Source organism: Bifidobacterium phasiani (assembly GCF_019331775.1).
GTDB lineage: Bacteria > Actinomycetota > Actinomycetes > Actinomycetales > Bifidobacteriaceae > Bifidobacterium > Bifidobacterium phasiani.
In genome coordinates this window covers 29,632-47,432 of the sequence record NZ_JAHBBD010000017.1, presented here as the reverse complement: position 1 = coordinate 47,432, position 17,801 = coordinate 29,632, and the positions used below count along the sequence as shown (strand labels likewise).

Below are 17,801 nucleotides of genomic sequence, written 5' to 3'. Positions count from 1 at the left end.
CGGGCGGGTACATATCTACCGTGCCGCATGTCGCGGCGGCTACCCCAGCCAGTCGAGCGCCCGACGGGCGATCACGCCGTGCCCGTACGGCATCTGGTCGAGTAGCGCGGGCAGCGCCGGCGCGTGCACGTCGATCCATTCCACGTCCAGCGTCTCGTCCTGCGGACGGCAGTCGCCGGCGATCGGCACCGCGTAGCACAGCGCCACCGCATGCTGGCGAGGGTCGTAGAACTCGCTGACGCCAGGCGTGGGGAAGAACTCGGCGACCGTGAACGGCTGCAGGCTCATCGGCAGCGCGGGCAGCGCGATCTCGCCCAGGTCCTTGGCGATGTTGCGCGCGATGGCCTCACGCAGCGTCTCGTGGAACAGCACGCGGCCGGCGATCAGCGTCCGTTCGATCGAGCCGTCGTCCGAGGCGTGCAGCAGCGTGCCGATCTGCGTGGCCCGGCCGAGCTCGTCGGTGTGCACGGGCACGACCTCCACGTACACCACCGGCACGGACCGGCGCACCTCGTCGAGCCGCGGGCGGTCGAGCCACCCCGGGGGATCGCCCCGGCGGGTCCCGCGCGCGAAGTCCTCCGGGGTGATGTCGTCGAATTCGCCGCGCCGACGGCCGGCGTCGAAGTCGCCGTCGTCCGGCACCTCATCGTTCATCACTGGCATGCCCCTCATTATCGTGGCCCCTCATGACCATTGCATGACGGCGGCGTGACGGTTCGCCGAACGCGGACGGCGCCGTTCCTCCCACGGCTCAAGATGTTGGGTGGTGCTGGGATGCTGGAGGCATACTCATAGCGAGACCACCACGATATATAAGGAGTATCCCATGGCAACGCATGCAGTCAGCTCGCAGGAGTTCGAGCAGGTCATCACCGGCAACGATCTGGTGTTCGTCGACTTCTGGGCGACGTGGTGCGGTCCGTGCCGCGCCTTCGGCCCGGTGTTCGAGAAGGCCAGCGAGGCGCACGACGACATCTACTTCGCCAAGGTCGACATCGACCAGAACCAGGACCTCGCGACCGCGGCCGGCGTGCAGGCGGTGCCGACGCTGATGATCGTCAAGCAGGGCCAGGTCGTGTTCCAGCAGGCCGGCGCGCTGCGCGCCTCCGACCTCGACGACCTGATCGCCCAGGCCAAGGCGCTGGACCTGAACGCCGCGAACGGCCAGGACGCCTGACGCCGCACCGACGACACGCCGGGGCCCGCCCGGGTCGGATCCCCAGAGGTCCGGCCCGGGAGTTGTTCGGGCCCCGGCGTTATTATGAAGAAAGTGTGCATAACGCCGGATAGCCGTGAGGAGCGTAATGGCCAACCATCGTAGAAAGACCACCCTGGCCCTACCCCGTCTCAATCGCCGTCTCGGGATCCGCATCGCCGCCGCGGCCGCCACGGTCGCGCTGCTGGCCACGGGCGGCATCGTCACGCGTCATTTCTATCTGTCGACCACCGCGGCCGACGAGCCGCGGACCACGTCGTACTCGGTCACCGACACCGACGCGCTCGGCGTCTCCCGCGGCACGGTCCGCGAGGACCTGCAGGGGGTGGACGAGAACACGAGCTACGTCACCGTCAAGATCAACGGCGACTCCCGCATCGTGCTCGGCGACGACTTCACCACCGTCAAATCCGTGCTCGACGCCGGCAACATCACGCTCGAGCCGGGCGATACGGTCGATCCCGCGCTCGACGCCGAGGTGACCGAATCGACGGTCATCACCATCGAACGCGCCGGCGCGACGCTGGAGACCACCGACGAGCCCATCGCGTACAACACGATCCGCAAGGAGACCTCCTCCCTGCCCGAGGGCACCGAACAGGTGCAGACCGAGGGCGTCGAGGGCGTCATGGAGACGACCAGCCTCGTCACCCGCGCCGGCGACACCGTCGTCTCCTCGAACGTGTTCGCCTCGTACGTCAAGCAGGAGCCGGTCGACGAGGTGATCCTCGTCGGCACCGGATCGTCGTCGGCCTCGTCGTCCTCCGGCGCCTCGTCGATCGGCACCACCGTGCCGGCCAGCGACATGCAGCAGTGGGCGCACGACTACCTGCTCGCCAACGGCTACACCGAGGCCGACTTCACGGCGACCGTCTACATCATCAACCACGAGTCCGGCTGGCGCGTGAACGCGACGAACGCCGGCTCCGGCGCGTACGGCCTGCCGCAGGCGCTGCCGGGCAGCAAGATGGCCTCCGCCGGCGCCGACTGGGCGACCAACTACCAGACGCAGCTCAAGTGGTTCTGGGGCTACTGCAACAGCCGCTACGGCTCGATCACCGGCGCCTACAACTTCTGGACGGCCAACCACTGGTACTGATCGGCGCCGCGACCGTGACGGGACCCCGCTTCGGCGGGGTCCTCGCGTATCCGGCCGGACGGACGGCGGCCCGGCGGACCGGCGCAGCCCCCGTTGTCCACACGTGGCGTGACCCTGTTCAGGTCACACGACGGATGATCTCGAACCGTCCGCCGCACCCAGTCACGCGCGAGAGAAGAGAATCGTCCCATGACCGACGCACGCAACCGCAGACCCCTGTCGCAGGCGCTCACCCCGGAGGAATCGTTCGTCGACGGCCACCTGACCCACGCGGCCATGGTGTCCATCGCGATCCTGACGTTCATCACCTTCGTCGGCAACTTCACCCAGCTGCAGCTCAGCGCTGCGCTGCCGACCATCGTCGCGGAGTTCGGCATCTCGGTGACCACCGGGCAGTGGCTCACCTCGATCTTCCAGCTGGTGATGGGCGTGATGGTGCCGCTCACCGCATACCTGACCCGCCGGTTCTCGACCCGCCAGATCGTCATCGCGTCGATGGCGGTGTTCACGGCCGGCTCGCTGATGGCGCTGCTGTCGCCGACGTTCCTGCTCGTGCTGCTCGGCCGCATGCTGGAGGCCGTCGGCACCGGCGTGATGTGGCCGGTGCTGCAGATCACCGTGTTCTCGATCTACCCGCTGTCCCGGCGCGGCATGGCGATGGGCATGGTCGGCATGGCGATGAGCGTCGCCCCGGCCATCGGCCCGACCTTCGGCGGCTGGCAGACCGACGCCAACGGCTGGCGCTCGATCTTCCTGACGCTGTCCGTCATCGGCGCCGCGGCGCTGGTGCTCGCGGCCGGCTGGCTGCGCAACTTCGGCACGACCGACCGGACCGTGAAGGCGGACTTCTTCTCCGTGGCGCTGTCCGTGTTCGGATTCGGCGGGCTGATGTTCGGCTTCACCAACATCGAAAGCTATCCGATCGTCCATCCGATGACCTGGCTGCCGATGGCCGTCGGCCTGGTCGGCATCGTGTGGTTCGTGCTGCGCCAGCTGAGCCGCAAGCGGGCCTGGGTCGCGGCGCGCGACGCGGCCGCCGATGCCGCCGAACCGGACCATGACGAAGACGCCGGGACGCACGGCCTGCTGCACGGCCGGTTCCACCGCTGGCGCCGCACCACGGGCAGGGAGCCGCTGCTCGACCTGGAGGTGCTGCGCAACCGCAGCTTCACCATCGGCACGATCACCGCGGCGCTGAGCTTCTTCGCGTTCAGCTCGATCACCGTGATCATGCCGCTGTACATCCAGGACGACCGCGGCTATTCGGCGACGATGAGCGGCCTGATCATGCTGCCGGGCGCGCTCGGCCAGGCCATCGCCCAGTTCTTCGGCGGCAAGGCCCTCGACCGCTTCGGCGCGCGCCCCGTGGCGCTGATCGGCACGATCACGCTGCTGTTCGGCACGGTCATGATGAGCACGGTCTCGATGGACTCGTGGATCTGGTGGGTCTCGATCTGGCAGTTCGTCCGCCAGATCGGCATGGGATTCGTGCTGATGCCGATCACCACCTGGTCGCTCAACTGCCTGAGGCCCGACGAGGTGTCGGCCGGCTCGGCCGTGACCAACACGGTCCGGCAGATCGCCGGCGCGATCGGTGCCCCGGTGCTGGTGATCCTGATGGAGACGTTCACCGCGATGCGCCAGGCCGCGCTCGGCGGCGGCGCCGACGTGGCCGCCGCGGCCAACGTGTTCGGCGTGCAGTGGGCGCTGCGGATCAGCGCCGCGATCTGCCTGGGCATGGTGCTCATGGTGTTCTTCGGCGTCAAGGGCAACGGCGCGGGCTCCACCCGCGACCTGACGCAGCGCGCGCTGCGGCGCATGCACGCCGCTGTCGGGCACGCCGAGCGCTGACCGCTCCGGGGCTCCCGGGGCGTGCCGAACCCGGCACGTCCCGGAATTCCGCCCGGACGTCCGTCACACCCCTAGGCGTCCATCGGCTTCGCCCGACAAGGACCGGCCTCGCCGTCGACGGCCCGGTCTGCACGGCCCGCCATCGGCTCCGCCCGACGAGGTGCGGTCGCACCACCTGAGGGACCGACCGCACCGCCCGAAGGCCGGCCTCACCACCCGAGAGCCGACCGTGCATCCGGCGGGTACCCGCGGCGCTGGCCCACGGCCACCCGTCCCGGCTCAGCTGCTCGGCACCTCCTGCGCCGGGCAGCCGTGCAGCACGGCGAGCATCGACTGCTTCTCCTGGCTGGTCACGCTCAGCCCGTACTTGGCCTTGACGCCGATCTGCCGGGCCACGTACTCGCACCGGTAGTCGCCGTTGGTGGGCAGCCAGTAGGCGGCCGACGCCGACCCCTTCTCCGAGTTGGCCGGCCCGTCCACGGCGAGCAGGTTGTACATGTCATTGCCGAACTCGTAGCGCCTGGCCGTGTCCCAGTCCTTCGCGCCGGACTGCCAGGCGTTCTCCAGCGCCACCACATGGTCGATCTGCACGGCCGAGCTGGTCCGCGCGCCGCGCGTGAACGCGATCGTCCGCCCGGTGTAGGGGTCGTCGAGCACGCCGGAGGCGACCTTGCAGCCGTCGGTGTAGGTCACGTCGGTCAGGTCGCGGGCGAGCACGTCGTCGCGCACGTCGCAGCCGTTGCCGTCCACGTCGGTCTCGCGGTAGCCGAACAGGTCGCGGTCGTAGCCCTCGCCGCTCTGGTCGTCGTCGACCGTCAGCGTCTCCAGGGTCTCGGCGGCGTCGCCGACCGCCGTGTACTCGCCGGTCAGCCCGCCCACCGTCGGGCTGAGTTTCGGCAGGACGATGCCGATGGTGACGCCCACGACGACGGCGATAACCAGCAGGATCAGCAGGCGTTCCAGCGGGTTCGAGGCGTTGAAGCGCCGGGCGGCGTAGCGCGTCGTCCGGCGGGCGGCGCGACGGCGGTACGGACGGCGGCGGGATGACGGTGTGCGGGGATGAGCGGACATACCGCCCTACTGTACCGCCCGCCGGCCTTCCCGTCACGTGCGACGGCGCGAGCCGCCCATTCATCGACCGCCGCGCACGCCGGCGACGGCCGGATCGGCCGCCTCACCGGTCCTGCCGGTCACGTCCGTCGCCGGCCGGCGAACTCCCCCGCCGCACATGCGCGCCGACGGCCGGTGCGTCATCCGATGCGCGGATCCGGACAGGTGCCGGCCAGGTCCGCGCCGGAGTCCTTGGCCTCGCATCCGATGCACGGCCCCGGACGGGTGCCGCATGGCCAAGAGGCGATGCCGCGGCGCGGGCGAGGCGCGCCGGCCCGCCCGTCACGCGTACGAGAAGGTGAGCGGATCATGCCCGGCGCGCGTCGGGCCGTCGAGCGCGTCGATGGCGGCGTGCTCCTGTTCGGTCAGCTCGAAGCCGAACAGGTCGAGGTTCTCGCGCTGGCGCTCGGCGTGCACCGACTTGGGGATGATGATCGTGCCGTTCTCGATGTGCCAGCGCAGGATCGCCTGCGCCGGGCTCACGCCGTGCGCGGCGGCGATGCGCTCGATCGTGCCGTCGCCGGCGTTCAGGTCGGCGCCGCGGGCCATCGGCGAGTACGCCTCGACGGCGATGCCGTGCTCGCGGCAGAAGGCCGTCACCTCGCGCTGCTGCCAGGTCGGGTGCAGCTCGATCTGGTCGACGGCCGGCCATTCGCCGGTCTCGGCGTGCAGCCGCTCCAGATGCTCGGGCAGGAAGTTGCACACGCCCAGCGTGCGCACGCGGCCCTCCTCGCGCAGTCGCGCGAACGCCCTCCACGTCTCGGCGGAGCGCCAGTCGAACGGCGTGGGCCAGTGGATCATGTACATGTCCACGTACTCCAGCCGCAGCAGGCCGATCTGGCGGTCGAAGGCCCTCAGCGCGCTGTCGTAGCCCTGTTCGGAGTCGCGCAGCTTGGTCGTGATCCACACCTCGCGCCGGCGTTCCCCGGTGGCGTAGCCCGCGGCGACCAGCGCGCGGCCGACGCCGCCCTCGTTGTTGTACCCGGCGGCGCCGTCGATGTGCCGGTAGCCGGCCTCGAGCGCCGACTCGACGACCGGGGTGACGCCCTCGTCGTCGATGCGCAGCACGCCCAGGCCGATCTGCGGGATCTCGTTGCCGTCGCGCAGACGGATCATCGGTACGGCGGGTTGATGCTGGTCGCTCATGGCTGCTCCTTCGGCTCGGTTTGGCATGGTTCTCATCCCAGCATACCCATCGGCCCGGCACGGACCGCCGGACCGGGCGCCGGACCGGCGGACGGGAGGGCACGGCACGGTCCTCCCAGAAAATACAACGTTTACCTAATTCACAAGTTGAAACACGGAAATCCTGTGAACCGAAACGATATGGAATCGCACACATGCGCACATCGACATCGGCGGAATACCGGGCGCGAATGTTCGATTCCGCATCAACGCCAATTCACAGGATCGCCCGGCTCCATCCCGTGAACCGGCCCGGGGCAACAGGCCCCGGACCGCGGCGATCCGGGGCCCATACGCCGGATGGATGAAGACCATGCCGGCCATCGGGTCACGCCCGCATGGCATGTACGTCAACCGTGCCCAATGTATTCAACGCCGTGAAGTTCGGCTCACGCCCGCGCGGCATGAACGCCGCGAGGGCGGGCTCAGACGCGCACGACGGCGTCGGCGACGCGCATCGTCGATTCGCGGTGCGACACCAGCACGATCGCCGCGTCGCGCTCCTCGGCCAGCGCGTTCACCGACTGCAGGATCACCGCCTCGTTCAGGGCGTCCAGCCGGCTGGTCGGCTCGTCGAGCAGCACCAGGTCGGCGTCCCGCAGGAAGATCCGGGCCAGTCCGATGCGTTGGCGCTCGCCCTCGGACAGCCGGCCGCCCAGCTCGCCGACCGCCGTGCCCAGCCCGGCCGGCAGCGAGTCGACCAGGGCGAGCGCCGACGCCTTGCCCAGCGCGGCGCGCAGCTCGTCGTCGGTCGCCTCGGGCCGGGCCAGCAGCAGGTTGTCCCGGATCGTGCCGTCGAACAGGTAGGTCTCCTGCGCCAGCATGGTCTGCACGCGGCGGCGGTGATGGGCGTCGATGCCGCGGATGTCCTCGCCGGACATCGTCACCCGGCCGGAGTCGGGCTCCCAGTAGTGCATGAGCAGCTTGAGCATCGTCGACTTGCCGCGCCCGGACGGCCCCTGCACGCCGAGGATGCCGTGTTCGGGGATCTCCATCGACAGGTCCTCGAAGATGCGGCCCGCGGCGGCCGCGGAACCGGCGCCCGCGGAACCGTCGGCTCCGTCGACTCCGTCGGCATCGTCGGCGCCGCCGGGATAGGCGAAGTCCACATGCTCCAGCGCCATGCCCGCATAGGCGGGCGCCTGCGTGCCGTGCTCCCGCACCGCCGGTTCCTCGTCCATCAGCGCGAACAGACGGCGGGCCGAGGCGAAGGTCTGCGTCAGGTTGGCCGGCAGCGCGCTCAGCGCCAGCGTGGGGCCGAACGAGCCGACGATGAGCACCACGCCGGCGACCAGCGCGCCGGCGTGCGCGCCGGAGAAGGCGAACAGCACGACGGCGAACGCCACCGCCACCGCGATCACGGAGGCCAGCACGACGAACACGCCGCCCAGTCCGGAGAACCGCCCGTTGCGCGCGCTCAGGTCGATGCGGTCGCGCCACAGCGCCCGGCTGCGCGCGACGATGTCGTCCACCCGCGTCTCGCCCGCTCCGAAGCGGATGATCTCGTCCAGGCCGCGCATGTCGTCGAGCATGACGTCGTCCAGCGCCGAGGATTCGCGGCGCAGGCGCGGCCCCAGGTCGCGCACGCTGCCGGCGAACCAGCGCGGCAGCGCCACGCCCACCAGCAGATGGGCGAGGACCAGCAGCAGCGCGAGCCACGGGGACAGCGCGAGCAGCGCCGCCGCGTAGACGACCGTGGTCGCCACCGCGATGACCACCGGCGAGATGGTGTGGGCGAAGAAGATCTCCAGCAGCTCGACGTCGGTGGTGATCAGCGCGATCAGGTCGCCCTTGCCCTTGCCGTCGAGCTTGGCGGGGGCGAGCCGGCGCATCGCGGCGAAGGCCTTGGACCGGAACAGCGCGAGCAGGCGGAACGCCACGTTGTGGTTCATGTACTGCTCGGCGTAGCGCAGCGCGCCGCGGACCAGCGCGCACACGGCCATCGCGGCGAGCGACTCGCCCACGCCCATGCCCCACAGCGGGTAGCCCAGGATCGAGCACAGCGCGAACACGCCGAACACCGGAAGGAACGTCGCGGCCAGGTGCCCGACGGTGCCGCACACGCAGGCGACGATCATGTACGGGCGCAGCGGCCCGACCTCGCGCAGCAGGCGGCGGACCAGCGCGCCGGTGCCGCCGCGGGCCCCGCCGGCCGGATCGGCCGCCGCGGCGGTGTGGGGCTCATCGGCAGTGCCGGTCGCATCGGCCGCATCGCCGGCCCGTCCGGCGTCCCGGCCATCCGTCTGCGCGGTCGGACCGGCCGGCCGGCCGGCGGCGGAGGCGTCGCCGGCGAGGCCGCGCACGGGCGGTATCGGCGGGGCCGGCGGCACGGCGGCCGCGGCCGGGGCGGCCCCACGATGGCCGACGTGCTCCACGGCCTGCTGGGTGCGGAACAGCCGGGCGTAGACGCCGTCCTGCGACATCAGCGACACGTGGTCGCCGGATTCCACGGCCCGGCCATGCTCGAAGACCACGATGTGCCCGGCGTCCACGGCGTTCGCCATGCGGTGGGTGATCATGATGACCGTCGCGCGGCCGGCCAGCGATCGGATCGTGTCGAGGATCCACGCCTCGCTCTCCGCGTCGACGCTGCTGGTCGCCTCGTCGAAGACGTACACCGGGCAGTCGCGCAGCAGCGCGCGGGCGATGGCGATGCGCTGGCGCTGGCCTCCGGAGAGGTTCGCCGCGCCCTGCTCGATGGCCATGTCGAGCCCCGCGGGCTGCGTGCGCACGAAGTCGGCCACGTGGGCGCGTTCCAGCGACCGCCAGAGCGTCTCGTCGTCCGCGGCCGGGTCGGCCATCAGCAGGTTGTCGCGCAGGGTCCCGGCGAACAGGTGGCTGCGCGAGGAGACCAGCGTGACCGCCCGGGTCAGCGAGGCGGCGTCGAGGTCGCGCAGCTCCCAGGCGGTCTCGGCCCCGCTTCCGGCGCCGGCGACGAGGGCGATCGACCCGTCGTAGCCGGTCAGCGTGCCGGCCAGCAGCGCCGCCGCCGTGGACTTGCCGGAGCCGGATTCGCCGACGATGGCCGTCAGGCGCCCCGGCCGCGCGGTCAGGTCGACGCCGGCCAGCGCGGCGGGAGCCTTGTCGTCGCCGCCGTCGCCGTCGCCGCCGTCGTCCGCGCCGGCGGCGACGGGATAGCTGAAGCCGACGTGGTCGAACCGCACGCCCAGGTCGCGAACGCCGGCGGGCAACGCCACGTCGCCGCGCTCGGGCTCCGGCGCGTCCAGCAGCGCGAAGATGCGCCGGGTCGAGGTCATGCCGTTCATCGCCACGTGGAAGTAGGAGCCGAGCTGGCGCAGCGGCAGGAAGAAGCTGGCGGACAGCAGCGTCACGAGCAGCGCGCCGTCGAGGTCGAGGGCCCCGGAGCCGTACTGCCAGACCGCCACGCCGATGCCCGCGGCGGTGCCGCCGTAGGCGACCAGGTCCATCGCGGTCAGCGAGCGCAGCTGGATCTGCAGCACCTTCATCGTCATCACGCGGAACTCCTCGGCCTTCGCGTCCATGTCGGCGGCGGCGCGCGCGTCGGCGTCGAAGGTCTTGAGCGTCTCCAGGCCCTGCATGTCGTCGAGGAACGCGGCGCCCATGTCGGTGTACTTGCCCCAGTACCTCTTGAAGACGCGGGCGGCGCTCATCGCGACGGCGCCGACGATCAGCACGATCAGCGGCGCGCACGCCAGCAGCGTGGCGGCGGCGGGCACGTTGAACGGCAGCAGCACGACGAACAGCGTCACCGGCGCGAGGACCGCGAAGAACAGCTGCGGCAGGAACAGCTCGAAGAAGCTCTGGATCTGGTCGATGCCCTCGCCGGCCGACTGCACGACGTCCGAGGTGCGCACGCGCGACGAGTACGAGGGGCCCAGCGCCAGCATCTTGCGGTACAGCCGCTCGCGCAGCGCGATCTTGACGCGTTCGGCGGCCTCGGTGCCGAAGGCCGCGGACGCCCGCGCGGTGAGGTACTTCACGACGCACACCGCCAGCAGGGCGAACAGCATGACCGCCAGGTCGGCGACGGTGATGCCGACCTGGTAGCCCTGGGCCAGCCAGATGACGCACTGCACCACGTTGGTCAGCATGCCCGCCATGATGAACGCGAACAGCACGTCGGCGAGCAGCGACAGCCACAGCGACGCCACCTTGGCGGCGACCAGGCGCCCGACGCCCGGGGCCAGGGAGAACAAGCGTTTGTCAAACACGACGACCACCTCGTTTTCTGCACGACTCCCTGTCACCCTAACGGAAAGCGCGGCCACGCGCCAGACCCTTTTCCGCCCCTCGGGCGCGTCCGTCCCCCGACATCCGGCCCCCGACGCCGCGGCGGAGGGGCGGCCCGCGCCCGGCCGGGACCGGCGGCGCACCGGGACGGGCCGGTTCCGGCGGCGCCCGGTGTGATCCCGCTCACGGGGGCGGCCGGCCCGCCCGTCGTCACGTACCATGGAAGCCACAGGGCCCCGCGCGGCCCGCCGCCCAGCGACGGCGCCGGGCGCGCGCCCGCACCGGCCGCATCCGCCAAGAAACGAGGTTCCACGATGCTCACCCAGTACACCTGCCCGGGATCCATCGCCATCGACGACCACGACACGTTGTATGCGTTGCTACCGCAGCGCATCGCCCGCACCGGCGCGGACACGGTGATCGCCTCGCGCAAGACCGGCCCCGGCCGGTGGGAGGACATCACCGCCGGCGAGTTCCACCGCCTGGTGCGGGCCGCGGCCAAGGGGTTCATGGCGTTCGGCATCGGCAAGGGCGACGCGGTGGCGCTGTTCTCCCCCACCCGCTGGGAGTGGGGCGTGCTCGACCTCGCGCTGGCCGCGATCGGCGCGGTGAACGTGCCCATCTACGACACGGATTCGGCCGCGCAGGCCGAGCGCATCATCAACGACGCCGAGGTGCGGCTCGCCATCGCGGACGACCGCGAGCGCTACGGCCGGCTGGAGTCGGTCTCGGACGACTGCCCGAGCCTGCGGCGCATCCTGATGCTGGACGGCAACGCCATGGGCGCCCTGGAGGGGCTGGGCGTCTCGGTGCCGGACGAGCGGCTCGACGAGCGCATCGCCTCGGTCACGGCGGACGACTTGGCCACCATCGTGTACACCTCCGGTTCGACCGGCACGCCGAAGGGCGTCGAGCTGACGCACCGCAACTTCCTGTGGATCGTGCGCGCCGGGTACGATTGCCTGCCCGAGATGCTGTGCGAGCGCCATCCGCGGCTGCTGCTGTTCCTGCCGCTGGCCCACTGCTTCGCGCGGTTCATCCAGTACTGCTCGATCGGCACCGACGACGGCGTGGTCGGCTACCTGCCGGACACCCGGTCGCTGCTGCCGGACCTGCGCTCGTTCGGGCCGACGTATCTGCTGGGCGTGCCCCGCGTGTTCGAGAAGGTGTACAACGCGGCCTCGCGCAAGGCCGGCATGGGGCTCAAGGGCCGCGTGTTCCTCAAGGCGGCGGCCTCGGCGCGCGCCTGGTCGCGCATGCGGCAGGCCGGCGGGCGCCCCACGCCCAGGCAGACGGCCGAGCATCTGGCGTACGAGGCGTCCGTGTACCGCACGGTGCGCGGCGCGCTCGGCCCGAACATCCGCTACGTGGCGTGCGGCGGCGCGCCGCTGAACGAGGATCTGGCGCATTTCTACGCCGGCATCGGCCTGCCGATGATCCAGGGCTACGGCCTGACCGAGACCGCGGCGCCGTTCACCGTCACGCGCGCGCACGACAACGTGATCGGCACGGTGGGCCAGCCCGCGCCCGGCGCGTCGGTGCGCATCGCCGAGGACGGCGAGGTGCAGCTCAAGGGCGGCAACGTGTTCGTCGGCTACCACCGCATGCCGCAGGCCACCGCCGAGGCGTTCACCGAGGACGGCTGGTTCCGCACCGGCGACCTGGGAGAGATCGACGACGCGGGCCGTCTGACGATCACCGGGCGCAAGAAGGACATCATCATCACGGCCGGCGGCAAGAACGTCTCGCCGATCCCGCTGGAGCACGTGATCGCCGACTGCCCGATCGTCGAGCACGCCGTGGTGGTCGGCGACGGCCGGCCGTTCGTCGGCGCGCTGGTGACGCTCGACCCCGAGGGGCTGGCCGCCTGGCTGCCCTCGCGCGGGCTCGACGCCGACATGCCGCTCGCCGAGGCGGCCGGGCTGCCCGAGGTGCGCGCCGATATCGAGGACTACGTGCAGCGGGCGAACGCCACGGTGTCGCGCGCCGAGTCGGTGCGCCGGTTCGTGGTGCTGCCCGAGCGGTTCACGCAGGACAACGGCTGCCTGACGCCGTCGCTCAAGGTGGTGCGCCCGAAGGTCGCGCGGGTGTTCGCCGCGGCGATCGACCACGACCTGTACGGCGGGCGCTGAGCCGGCGCGCGGACGCCCGGCCGGCGGGCGCCGAGCGGGTCCCGACCGGTGGGCGCGCCCCGTCTTCCGGCGGTCCGCGGCCGGAACGCCGCGACCGGCGGGTGACCACCGGACCGATGGCGGGTGCCGATTCGCGCTCGCCGGCCCGCATCCGCCGGTCGACGCCCGAGGGCCGGCGCGTGGCGCATGCGGCCGGCTACAGCGCCCGCAGCTCGTCGGCGAGACGCCACACGATGCGGTCGGCGCGCGCCAGCTCCGATTCGCGGCTGACCGCCCGCCAGTTGCGCCGGTAGGCCTCCCACCAGCATTCGATCGAGCCGGCCAGGGCGGCGGCGCGCTCGCCGTCGGCCACGGCGGCCGACGGATGCGGACCCGTCGAGTCCGCATCCGACGATTCCGCAGCCGCCAGTGCCGTATCCGCCGGTTCCACGTCCGCCGACCCTACATCCGCCGGCGCCGTATCCGCCGGCTCCGCGTCGAGCGACCGGACCAGCAGCAGGCCGGCCTCGTTGAGCAGCCGCTGCCCCTCGACGGCCAGCAGCGCCGCCGTCGCCACGTCCGTGCGCGCCGATTCCCTCATGCCCGCAAGCGCATGCCCGATCCGAGTCCGGATCGCGTCGAGCGCCTCGTTGCACGCCCCGGCGGCGAACAGACGCCCCCGCATCGGCGCGCAGTACCGGCGGCGGGCCTGGGGCAGGTCTCCCGCCCCGGCGACCGGCTCCCCGCCTTCGGGGCGCCCGGCGTCCGCCGCCGCGGCGACGTCCGGGTTGACGGTGCCGTCGCCCTGGTCCAGTTCGACCCAGTACACCAGCTCATGCCAGCCGAACGTCGCCTGCGCGGCCGCGTCGCGCAGCAATCCGACGAAGTCCGGGTCGCCGTAGGCGGCGCGCGATATCCGCCGCAGCACCTCCGTCGGGGCGGGCGGGACGCCCCCGCCCTCGCCGGCGCCGCCGTCGGACGGCGCGACCCCGCCGCCCCAGGCGCATTCGGCGCCCATCATCATGCCCGGCGCGCACAGCCGCGGGTCCTGCACATGGCCGAAGTCGCCCCAGTCGGTCACCAGCATGCCGGCCGCGCCGACCCGCCGCCCGTAGGCGGCGACGCGCGCGATGTTGCTCCACGCCCCGTCGATGCGCGGCACGAGCGCGTTCCAGCCGAGCACGGCGGGGCACACCATCTGCTCCGCCCCGGAGCGGGCCACCGCCTCGAACCCGTCCGGGCCGGCGAGCGGCGCGTAGTTCCAGTTCAGCAGCGTCACGCCGTCGGGCAGCCGGTCCAGGATGTCGGGGTGCTGGAGCGCGATGTCGGCCCAGATCATCGGCTCGCCGCCGCGCTCCTGCACGTGCCGGCACAGCGCGCCCACGAAGTCCGCGTACGCGGCGCCGACGCCGATGCGGCCCGTCAGCGGCGCCGACGCCCCCTTGCCCAGGTCGAAGGTCTCGTCGCATCCGAGGTTGACCCGGCGCGAGCGGAACAGCGGCACGTAGGCGTCGATCAGCCGCTTGGCGAAATCCAGCGAGCGCGGGTCGGCCACGTTGAGCGTGTGGTGCTCCTGGCGTTCGATGAGGCTGTACGGGCGGTCGGCGTCCTGCGGGAGCTCGCCGAGCCCGGCGTACCCGCGCGTGCGCAGCGCCATGTACAGGTGGCCGAACGTCGAGATCGAGGGGATCAGCTCGATGCCCAGACCGGCGCAGTAGTCGTCGAACTCCATCAGGTCGTCGGGCCGCAGCGCGTCGGTGCCGCGCCACATCTCGCTGAGTCCGGGGAACGTGAAGGCGTGCTCGACGTACAGCTGCAGCTCGTTGTACTTGTACAGGCACAGCCGGTCGGCCCACGCCTTGAGGTGCCTGAGCGTGGGCACGCGCCCGCGCGTCACGTCGAGGTAGTAGCCGCGCCGGGCGTACGCCGGCTCGTCCTCGATGCGCAGGCAGGGCAGGGCGGGGCCGCGCTGCCGGATGAGCTGGCGCAGCGTCTGCACGCCGTCGCGCAGCCCGCGCCGCGATCCGCCGGCGACGCGCACCGCGACGGCCGCGTGCGCGTCGACGTCGAGCCGGTAGGCGCGTTCGGGCAGCGACCCGTCGATCTCAAGCAGGATGTCCGCCTTGTAGGCCACGCCCCTGGCGCGCCGCCACTCCAGGCCGCAGTGCCGGCGGATGTCGTCGGCCAGCTGGCGCGAGCAGGCGCCGTCCAGGTCGGGCTCCGGGGCGACGATGGTGCCGCACGCCGGCATCGTGTACTCCCCCGCCGTCATCGCCACCGTGCGGGGGCGCGGGACCAGCGCCGGAATCGTCTGGGTCATGTCGGGCCGCCTTTCCGCAACGGTGTCGTCATCGACTCGCGGCCGGGCGGGCGCGGCCCGCCTTGGCCGTGCCTTGCATGATACCGTAATGCCCGGATGCGACGGGCCGCCCCGCCTAACGCACAATGTGCAGTTTCTCACGCTGAGCGGCCATTTTCTTGGCCTCAGCGTGAGAAACTGCACATTGTGCGTTAGGCGACAGCGGCTGATGCGTTGGGTAGGGCGACCTGGGCGCGCCGCGTCGTGTCAGTGCTGGTTGTTCAGGCGATGCACCATCTCGCTGAGCTGCAGCTCGCGCTCGAACGCGCGCGGCTCGGTCGTCTCGTCGATGACGGCCAGCTCGACGCCGGCCATGCGGGCGAAGTCCTCCCACGCCTCGCGGCCCACCGAGGTGGTCATGCAGGTGTGGTGCGAGCCGCCGGCGCGCAGCCAGCACTCGGCCGAGGTCTTGAGGTCCGGCTGCGGCTTCCACAGCGCGCGGGCGCACGGCAGGGCCTTGAGGGAGCCCTCCGGCTCGACCAGGTCGACGACGTTCATCAGCAGGCGGAAGCGCTCGCGCACGTCCGACATCGAGACGACGACCGCGTCCTTCTTCGGGGCGCCGGTGAACACCAGGCGCACCGGGTCGGCCTTGCCGCCGATGCCCAGCGGGTGGATCTCCAGGCGCGGCTTGGCGATCGTGCCGATGGACGGGGAGACCTCGAGCATGTGCGCGCCCATGTTCATCTCATGGCCGGGCACGAAGTTGTAGGAGTAGTCCTCCATCAGCGAGGCGCCGCCCTCGAGGCCGTAGCCCATCACGGCGCCGATGCGCACGAGCACGGCGGTCTTCCAGTCGCCCTCGGCGGAGAAGCCGAAGCCGTACTCGGAGGGGAAGCGCTGCGGGCCGACGCCCGGCAGCTGCGGCAGGGCGCCGAGGTCCTCGAAGTTGTCGACGCCGGCGGTGCAGCCGTTCTCGTTCATCATGTTGATCATCGCGGCCTCCTCCTTGGCGGCGATGAACAGCGAGTCGTAGCGGGAGTCGAGCAGCTCGGGGGCCACGTCGTACTTGGCCTTGTAGTCCTCGATGATGGCCTTGACCTGGTCGTCCTTGACGGCCTCGTAGGCGGCGACGAGCTCGTTGACGGCCCAGGTGTTGATCGAGGCGCCGAACACGCGCTCGGCCTCGGTCTTGTCGCCCTCGGTGACGGCCACGTTGCGCATGTTGTCGCCCCAGCGCATGACCTTCATCGTGTTGGAGGCGTCCCAGCCGGCGCAGGCGCGGGCCCAGACGGCGATCCGCTCGGCGACCTCGGGGTCGGTGTAGTGGCCGACCACGATCTTGCGGTCGATGCCCAGGCGGGAGACGATGTAGCCGAACTCGCGGTCGCCGTGGGCGGCCTGGTTCAGGTTCATGAAGTCCATGTCGATGGTCTCCCACGGGATCTCCATGTGGTGCTGGGTGTTCAGCTGCAGCAGCGGCTTGGTGAGCACCTCGAGGCCGCGGATCCACATCTTGGCCGGGGAGAAGGTGTGGCACCAGGCGATCACGCCGATGACGGCCGGGTTGGCCGAGGCCTCGACCATGAACCGCTTGACGCCGTCGGAGGACTTCAGCGTCGGCTTGAGCACGAGCCTGACCGGGATGGCGCCGGTGCCGTTGAGGTAGTCGACGATCTCGGCGGACTGCTGGGCGACCTGGCGCAGGGCCTCCTCGCCGTACAGGTCCTGGGAGCCGACGGCGAACCAGATCTCCTTGCCCTCGAAGGGGTTTTCCATAGTCATTGTTGTTTCGTTCCTTTACTTCGCTGTGTGGATGGTTGAGTGCGTGACGCCGGCTGCAGCGCCGGCCGTTCCCGGCCGACCAGCCGGCAGCACTGGCGCGATGCGTGCGGCATCCGTGCCGCGGCGGGCGAAGGCGTACGACGGTACGTCGAACCCGCTGCGGTGCGGATGACGCTCCATCGCGTCAGTGCTGCCCGTAGACGTTCTGGTAGCGGTCGTTAAGCTTGTCGATGTCCTCCTGCGGGATCGGGATGATGTCGCCGAGCTGGCGGGCGGCCCACATCGTGTGCGCGACCTCCTCGGTCATCGCGGCGGCCTTGACCGCGGCCTCCGCGTCCTTGCCGATCGTGAACGGGCCGTGGTTCTGCATGAGCACCGCCGGGGACTTCGGGTACTTCTTCAGCGTCTCGACGACGCCCTCGCCGATAGCCTCGGAGCCGATCAGGCGGAACGGGCCGACCGGCACCTCGCCGCCGAACTCGTCGCCCATCATCGTCAGGCCGCAGGGGATGTTCTGGCCGGTGGCCGCCCACGCGGTCGCGTAGGTGGAGTGGGTGTGCACGACGCCGTACACGTCCGGCATGTTGCGGTAGATGTAGCAGTGCGACGCGGTGTCCGAGGACGGGGACTCGGTGCCGTCGACGACGTTGCCGTCGAGGTCGCACACCACCATCGAGCTCGGGGTCAGGTACTCGTAGCGCAGGCCGGAGGGCTTGATCACCATCAGGTCGGCGGTGTGCAGGCGCTGCGAGACGTTGCCCGCGGTCCACACCACGAGGTTCCACTTGATCAGCTGGTCGTGCAGGCGCGCGACGACCTCGCGGACCTGCTTGACCTCGGCGCGGACCTCGGGGCCGTAGTCAGCCAACGTTGCCATGGGATGTTCCTTTCTGTTGTCGGTGTCGCGTCGGCCGCGTCGGCCGCGGCCGCGAC

General features: G+C 71.3%; 11 protein-coding genes. 4 read left to right on the top strand and 7 right to left on the bottom strand.

Going from position 1 to position 17,801, the window contains the following annotated elements:
• Window positions 1-39 precede the first annotated feature (39 nt).
• Window positions 40-663, bottom strand: a complete 624-nt coding sequence (locus tag KIH73_RS07745) for a DUF4916 domain-containing protein (protein ID WP_219082224.1) — start codon at window positions 661-663, stop codon at window positions 40-42.
• A 163-nt stretch (window positions 664-826) separates the two neighbouring features.
• Here KIH73_RS07745 and trxA point away from each other — a divergent pair, with 163 nt between their 5' ends.
• The 3 genes from trxA to KIH73_RS07730 all read left to right on the top strand — a co-directional run bounded on the left by trxA (window position 827) and on the right by KIH73_RS07730 (window position 4,166).
• On the top strand, window positions 827-1,177 hold the full coding sequence (gene trxA, locus KIH73_RS07740; RefSeq protein ID WP_219082222.1) for a thioredoxin: 351 nt from the start codon (window positions 827-829) through the stop codon (window positions 1,175-1,177).
• 127 nt (window positions 1,178-1,304) lie between these two features.
• Entirely contained in the window at window positions 1,305-2,315 is a 1,011-nt protein-coding gene (locus KIH73_RS07735; protein ID WP_219082220.1) for a G5 domain-containing protein, read from the top strand.
• 189 nt (window positions 2,316-2,504) lie between these two features.
• A complete protein-coding gene (locus KIH73_RS07730; RefSeq protein WP_219082218.1) occupies window positions 2,505-4,166 on the top strand; it encodes an MDR family MFS transporter in 1,662 nt (553 codons plus the stop codon).
• 279 nt (window positions 4,167-4,445) lie between these two features.
• Here the strand turns inward: KIH73_RS07730 and KIH73_RS07725 are convergent, their stop codons facing one another.
• From KIH73_RS07725 to KIH73_RS07715, 3 genes are all read right to left on the bottom strand, one after another.
• Window positions 4,446-5,237, bottom strand: a complete 792-nt coding sequence (locus tag KIH73_RS07725; RefSeq protein ID WP_219082215.1) for an HNH endonuclease family protein — start codon at window positions 5,235-5,237, stop codon at window positions 4,446-4,448.
• Window positions 5,238-5,558: 321 nt separating this feature from the next.
• Complete coding sequence (locus KIH73_RS07720) at window positions 5,559-6,422, bottom strand: aldo/keto reductase (protein ID WP_219082213.1); 864 nt, start codon at window positions 6,420-6,422, stop codon at window positions 5,559-5,561.
• Window positions 6,423-6,886: 464 nt separating this feature from the next.
• Window positions 6,887-10,654, bottom strand: coding sequence for a thiol reductant ABC exporter subunit CydD/CydC (locus KIH73_RS07715; RefSeq protein ID WP_219082211.1), 3,768 nt, complete (start codon window positions 10,652-10,654; stop codon window positions 6,887-6,889).
• A gap of 333 nt (window positions 10,655-10,987) precedes the next feature.
• Here KIH73_RS07715 and KIH73_RS07710 point away from each other — a divergent pair, with 333 nt between their 5' ends.
• Entirely contained in the window at window positions 10,988-12,805 is a 1,818-nt protein-coding gene (locus KIH73_RS07710) for an AMP-dependent synthetase/ligase (protein ID WP_219082209.1), read from the top strand.
• A 196-nt stretch (window positions 12,806-13,001) separates the two neighbouring features.
• On the opposite strand, the gene KIH73_RS07705 is transcribed toward KIH73_RS07710, so the two are convergent.
• The 3 genes from KIH73_RS07705 to KIH73_RS07695 all read right to left on the bottom strand — a co-directional run bounded on the left by KIH73_RS07705 (window position 13,002) and on the right by KIH73_RS07695 (window position 17,745).
• Window positions 13,002-15,104, bottom strand: coding sequence for a beta-N-acetylhexosaminidase (locus tag KIH73_RS07705; RefSeq protein WP_219082207.1), 2,103 nt, complete (start codon window positions 15,102-15,104; stop codon window positions 13,002-13,004).
• 246 nt (window positions 15,105-15,350) lie between these two features.
• Window positions 15,351-16,868 (bottom strand): L-arabinose isomerase, encoded by a 1,518-nt coding sequence (gene araA / locus KIH73_RS07700; protein ID WP_219082205.1) that lies wholly within the window; start codon window positions 16,866-16,868, stop codon window positions 15,351-15,353.
• 184 nt (window positions 16,869-17,052) lie between these two features.
• Window positions 17,053-17,745 carry an L-ribulose-5-phosphate 4-epimerase gene (locus tag KIH73_RS07695; protein WP_219082203.1) on the bottom strand — a complete coding sequence of 231 codons (693 nt, stop codon included), beginning with the start codon at window positions 17,743-17,745 and terminating at the stop codon, window positions 17,053-17,055.
• Window positions 17,746-17,801 lie beyond the last annotated feature (56 nt).

Excerpts from the sequence above, each read along its gene's own strand:
- KIH73_RS07745 (WP_219082224.1), bottom strand. The coding sequence starts at position 663 with ATGCCAGTGATGAACGATGAGGTGCCGGACGACGGCGACTTCGACGCC.
- trxA (WP_219082222.1), top strand. The coding sequence starts at position 827 with ATGGCAACGCATGCAGTCAGCTCGCAGGAGTTCGAGCAGGTCATCACC.
- KIH73_RS07735 (WP_219082220.1), top strand. The coding sequence starts at position 1,305 with ATGGCCAACCATCGTAGAAAGACCACCCTGGCCCTACCCCGTCTCAAT.
- KIH73_RS07730 (WP_219082218.1), top strand. The coding sequence starts at position 2,505 with ATGACCGACGCACGCAACCGCAGACCCCTGTCGCAGGCGCTCACCCCG.
- KIH73_RS07725 (WP_219082215.1), bottom strand. The coding sequence starts at position 5,237 with ATGTCCGCTCATCCCCGCACACCGTCATCCCGCCGCCGTCCGTACCGC.
- KIH73_RS07720 (WP_219082213.1), bottom strand. The coding sequence starts at position 6,422 with ATGAGCGACCAGCATCAACCCGCCGTACCGATGATCCGTCTGCGCGAC.
- KIH73_RS07710 (WP_219082209.1), top strand. The coding sequence starts at position 10,988 with ATGCTCACCCAGTACACCTGCCCGGGATCCATCGCCATCGACGACCAC.
- KIH73_RS07705 (WP_219082207.1), bottom strand. The coding sequence starts at position 15,104 with ATGACCCAGACGATTCCGGCGCTGGTCCCGCGCCCCCGCACGGTGGCG.
- araA (WP_219082205.1), bottom strand. The coding sequence starts at position 16,868 with ATGACTATGGAAAACCCCTTCGAGGGCAAGGAGATCTGGTTCGCCGTC.
- KIH73_RS07695 (WP_219082203.1), bottom strand. The coding sequence starts at position 17,745 with ATGGCAACGTTGGCTGACTACGGCCCCGAGGTCCGCGCCGAGGTCAAG.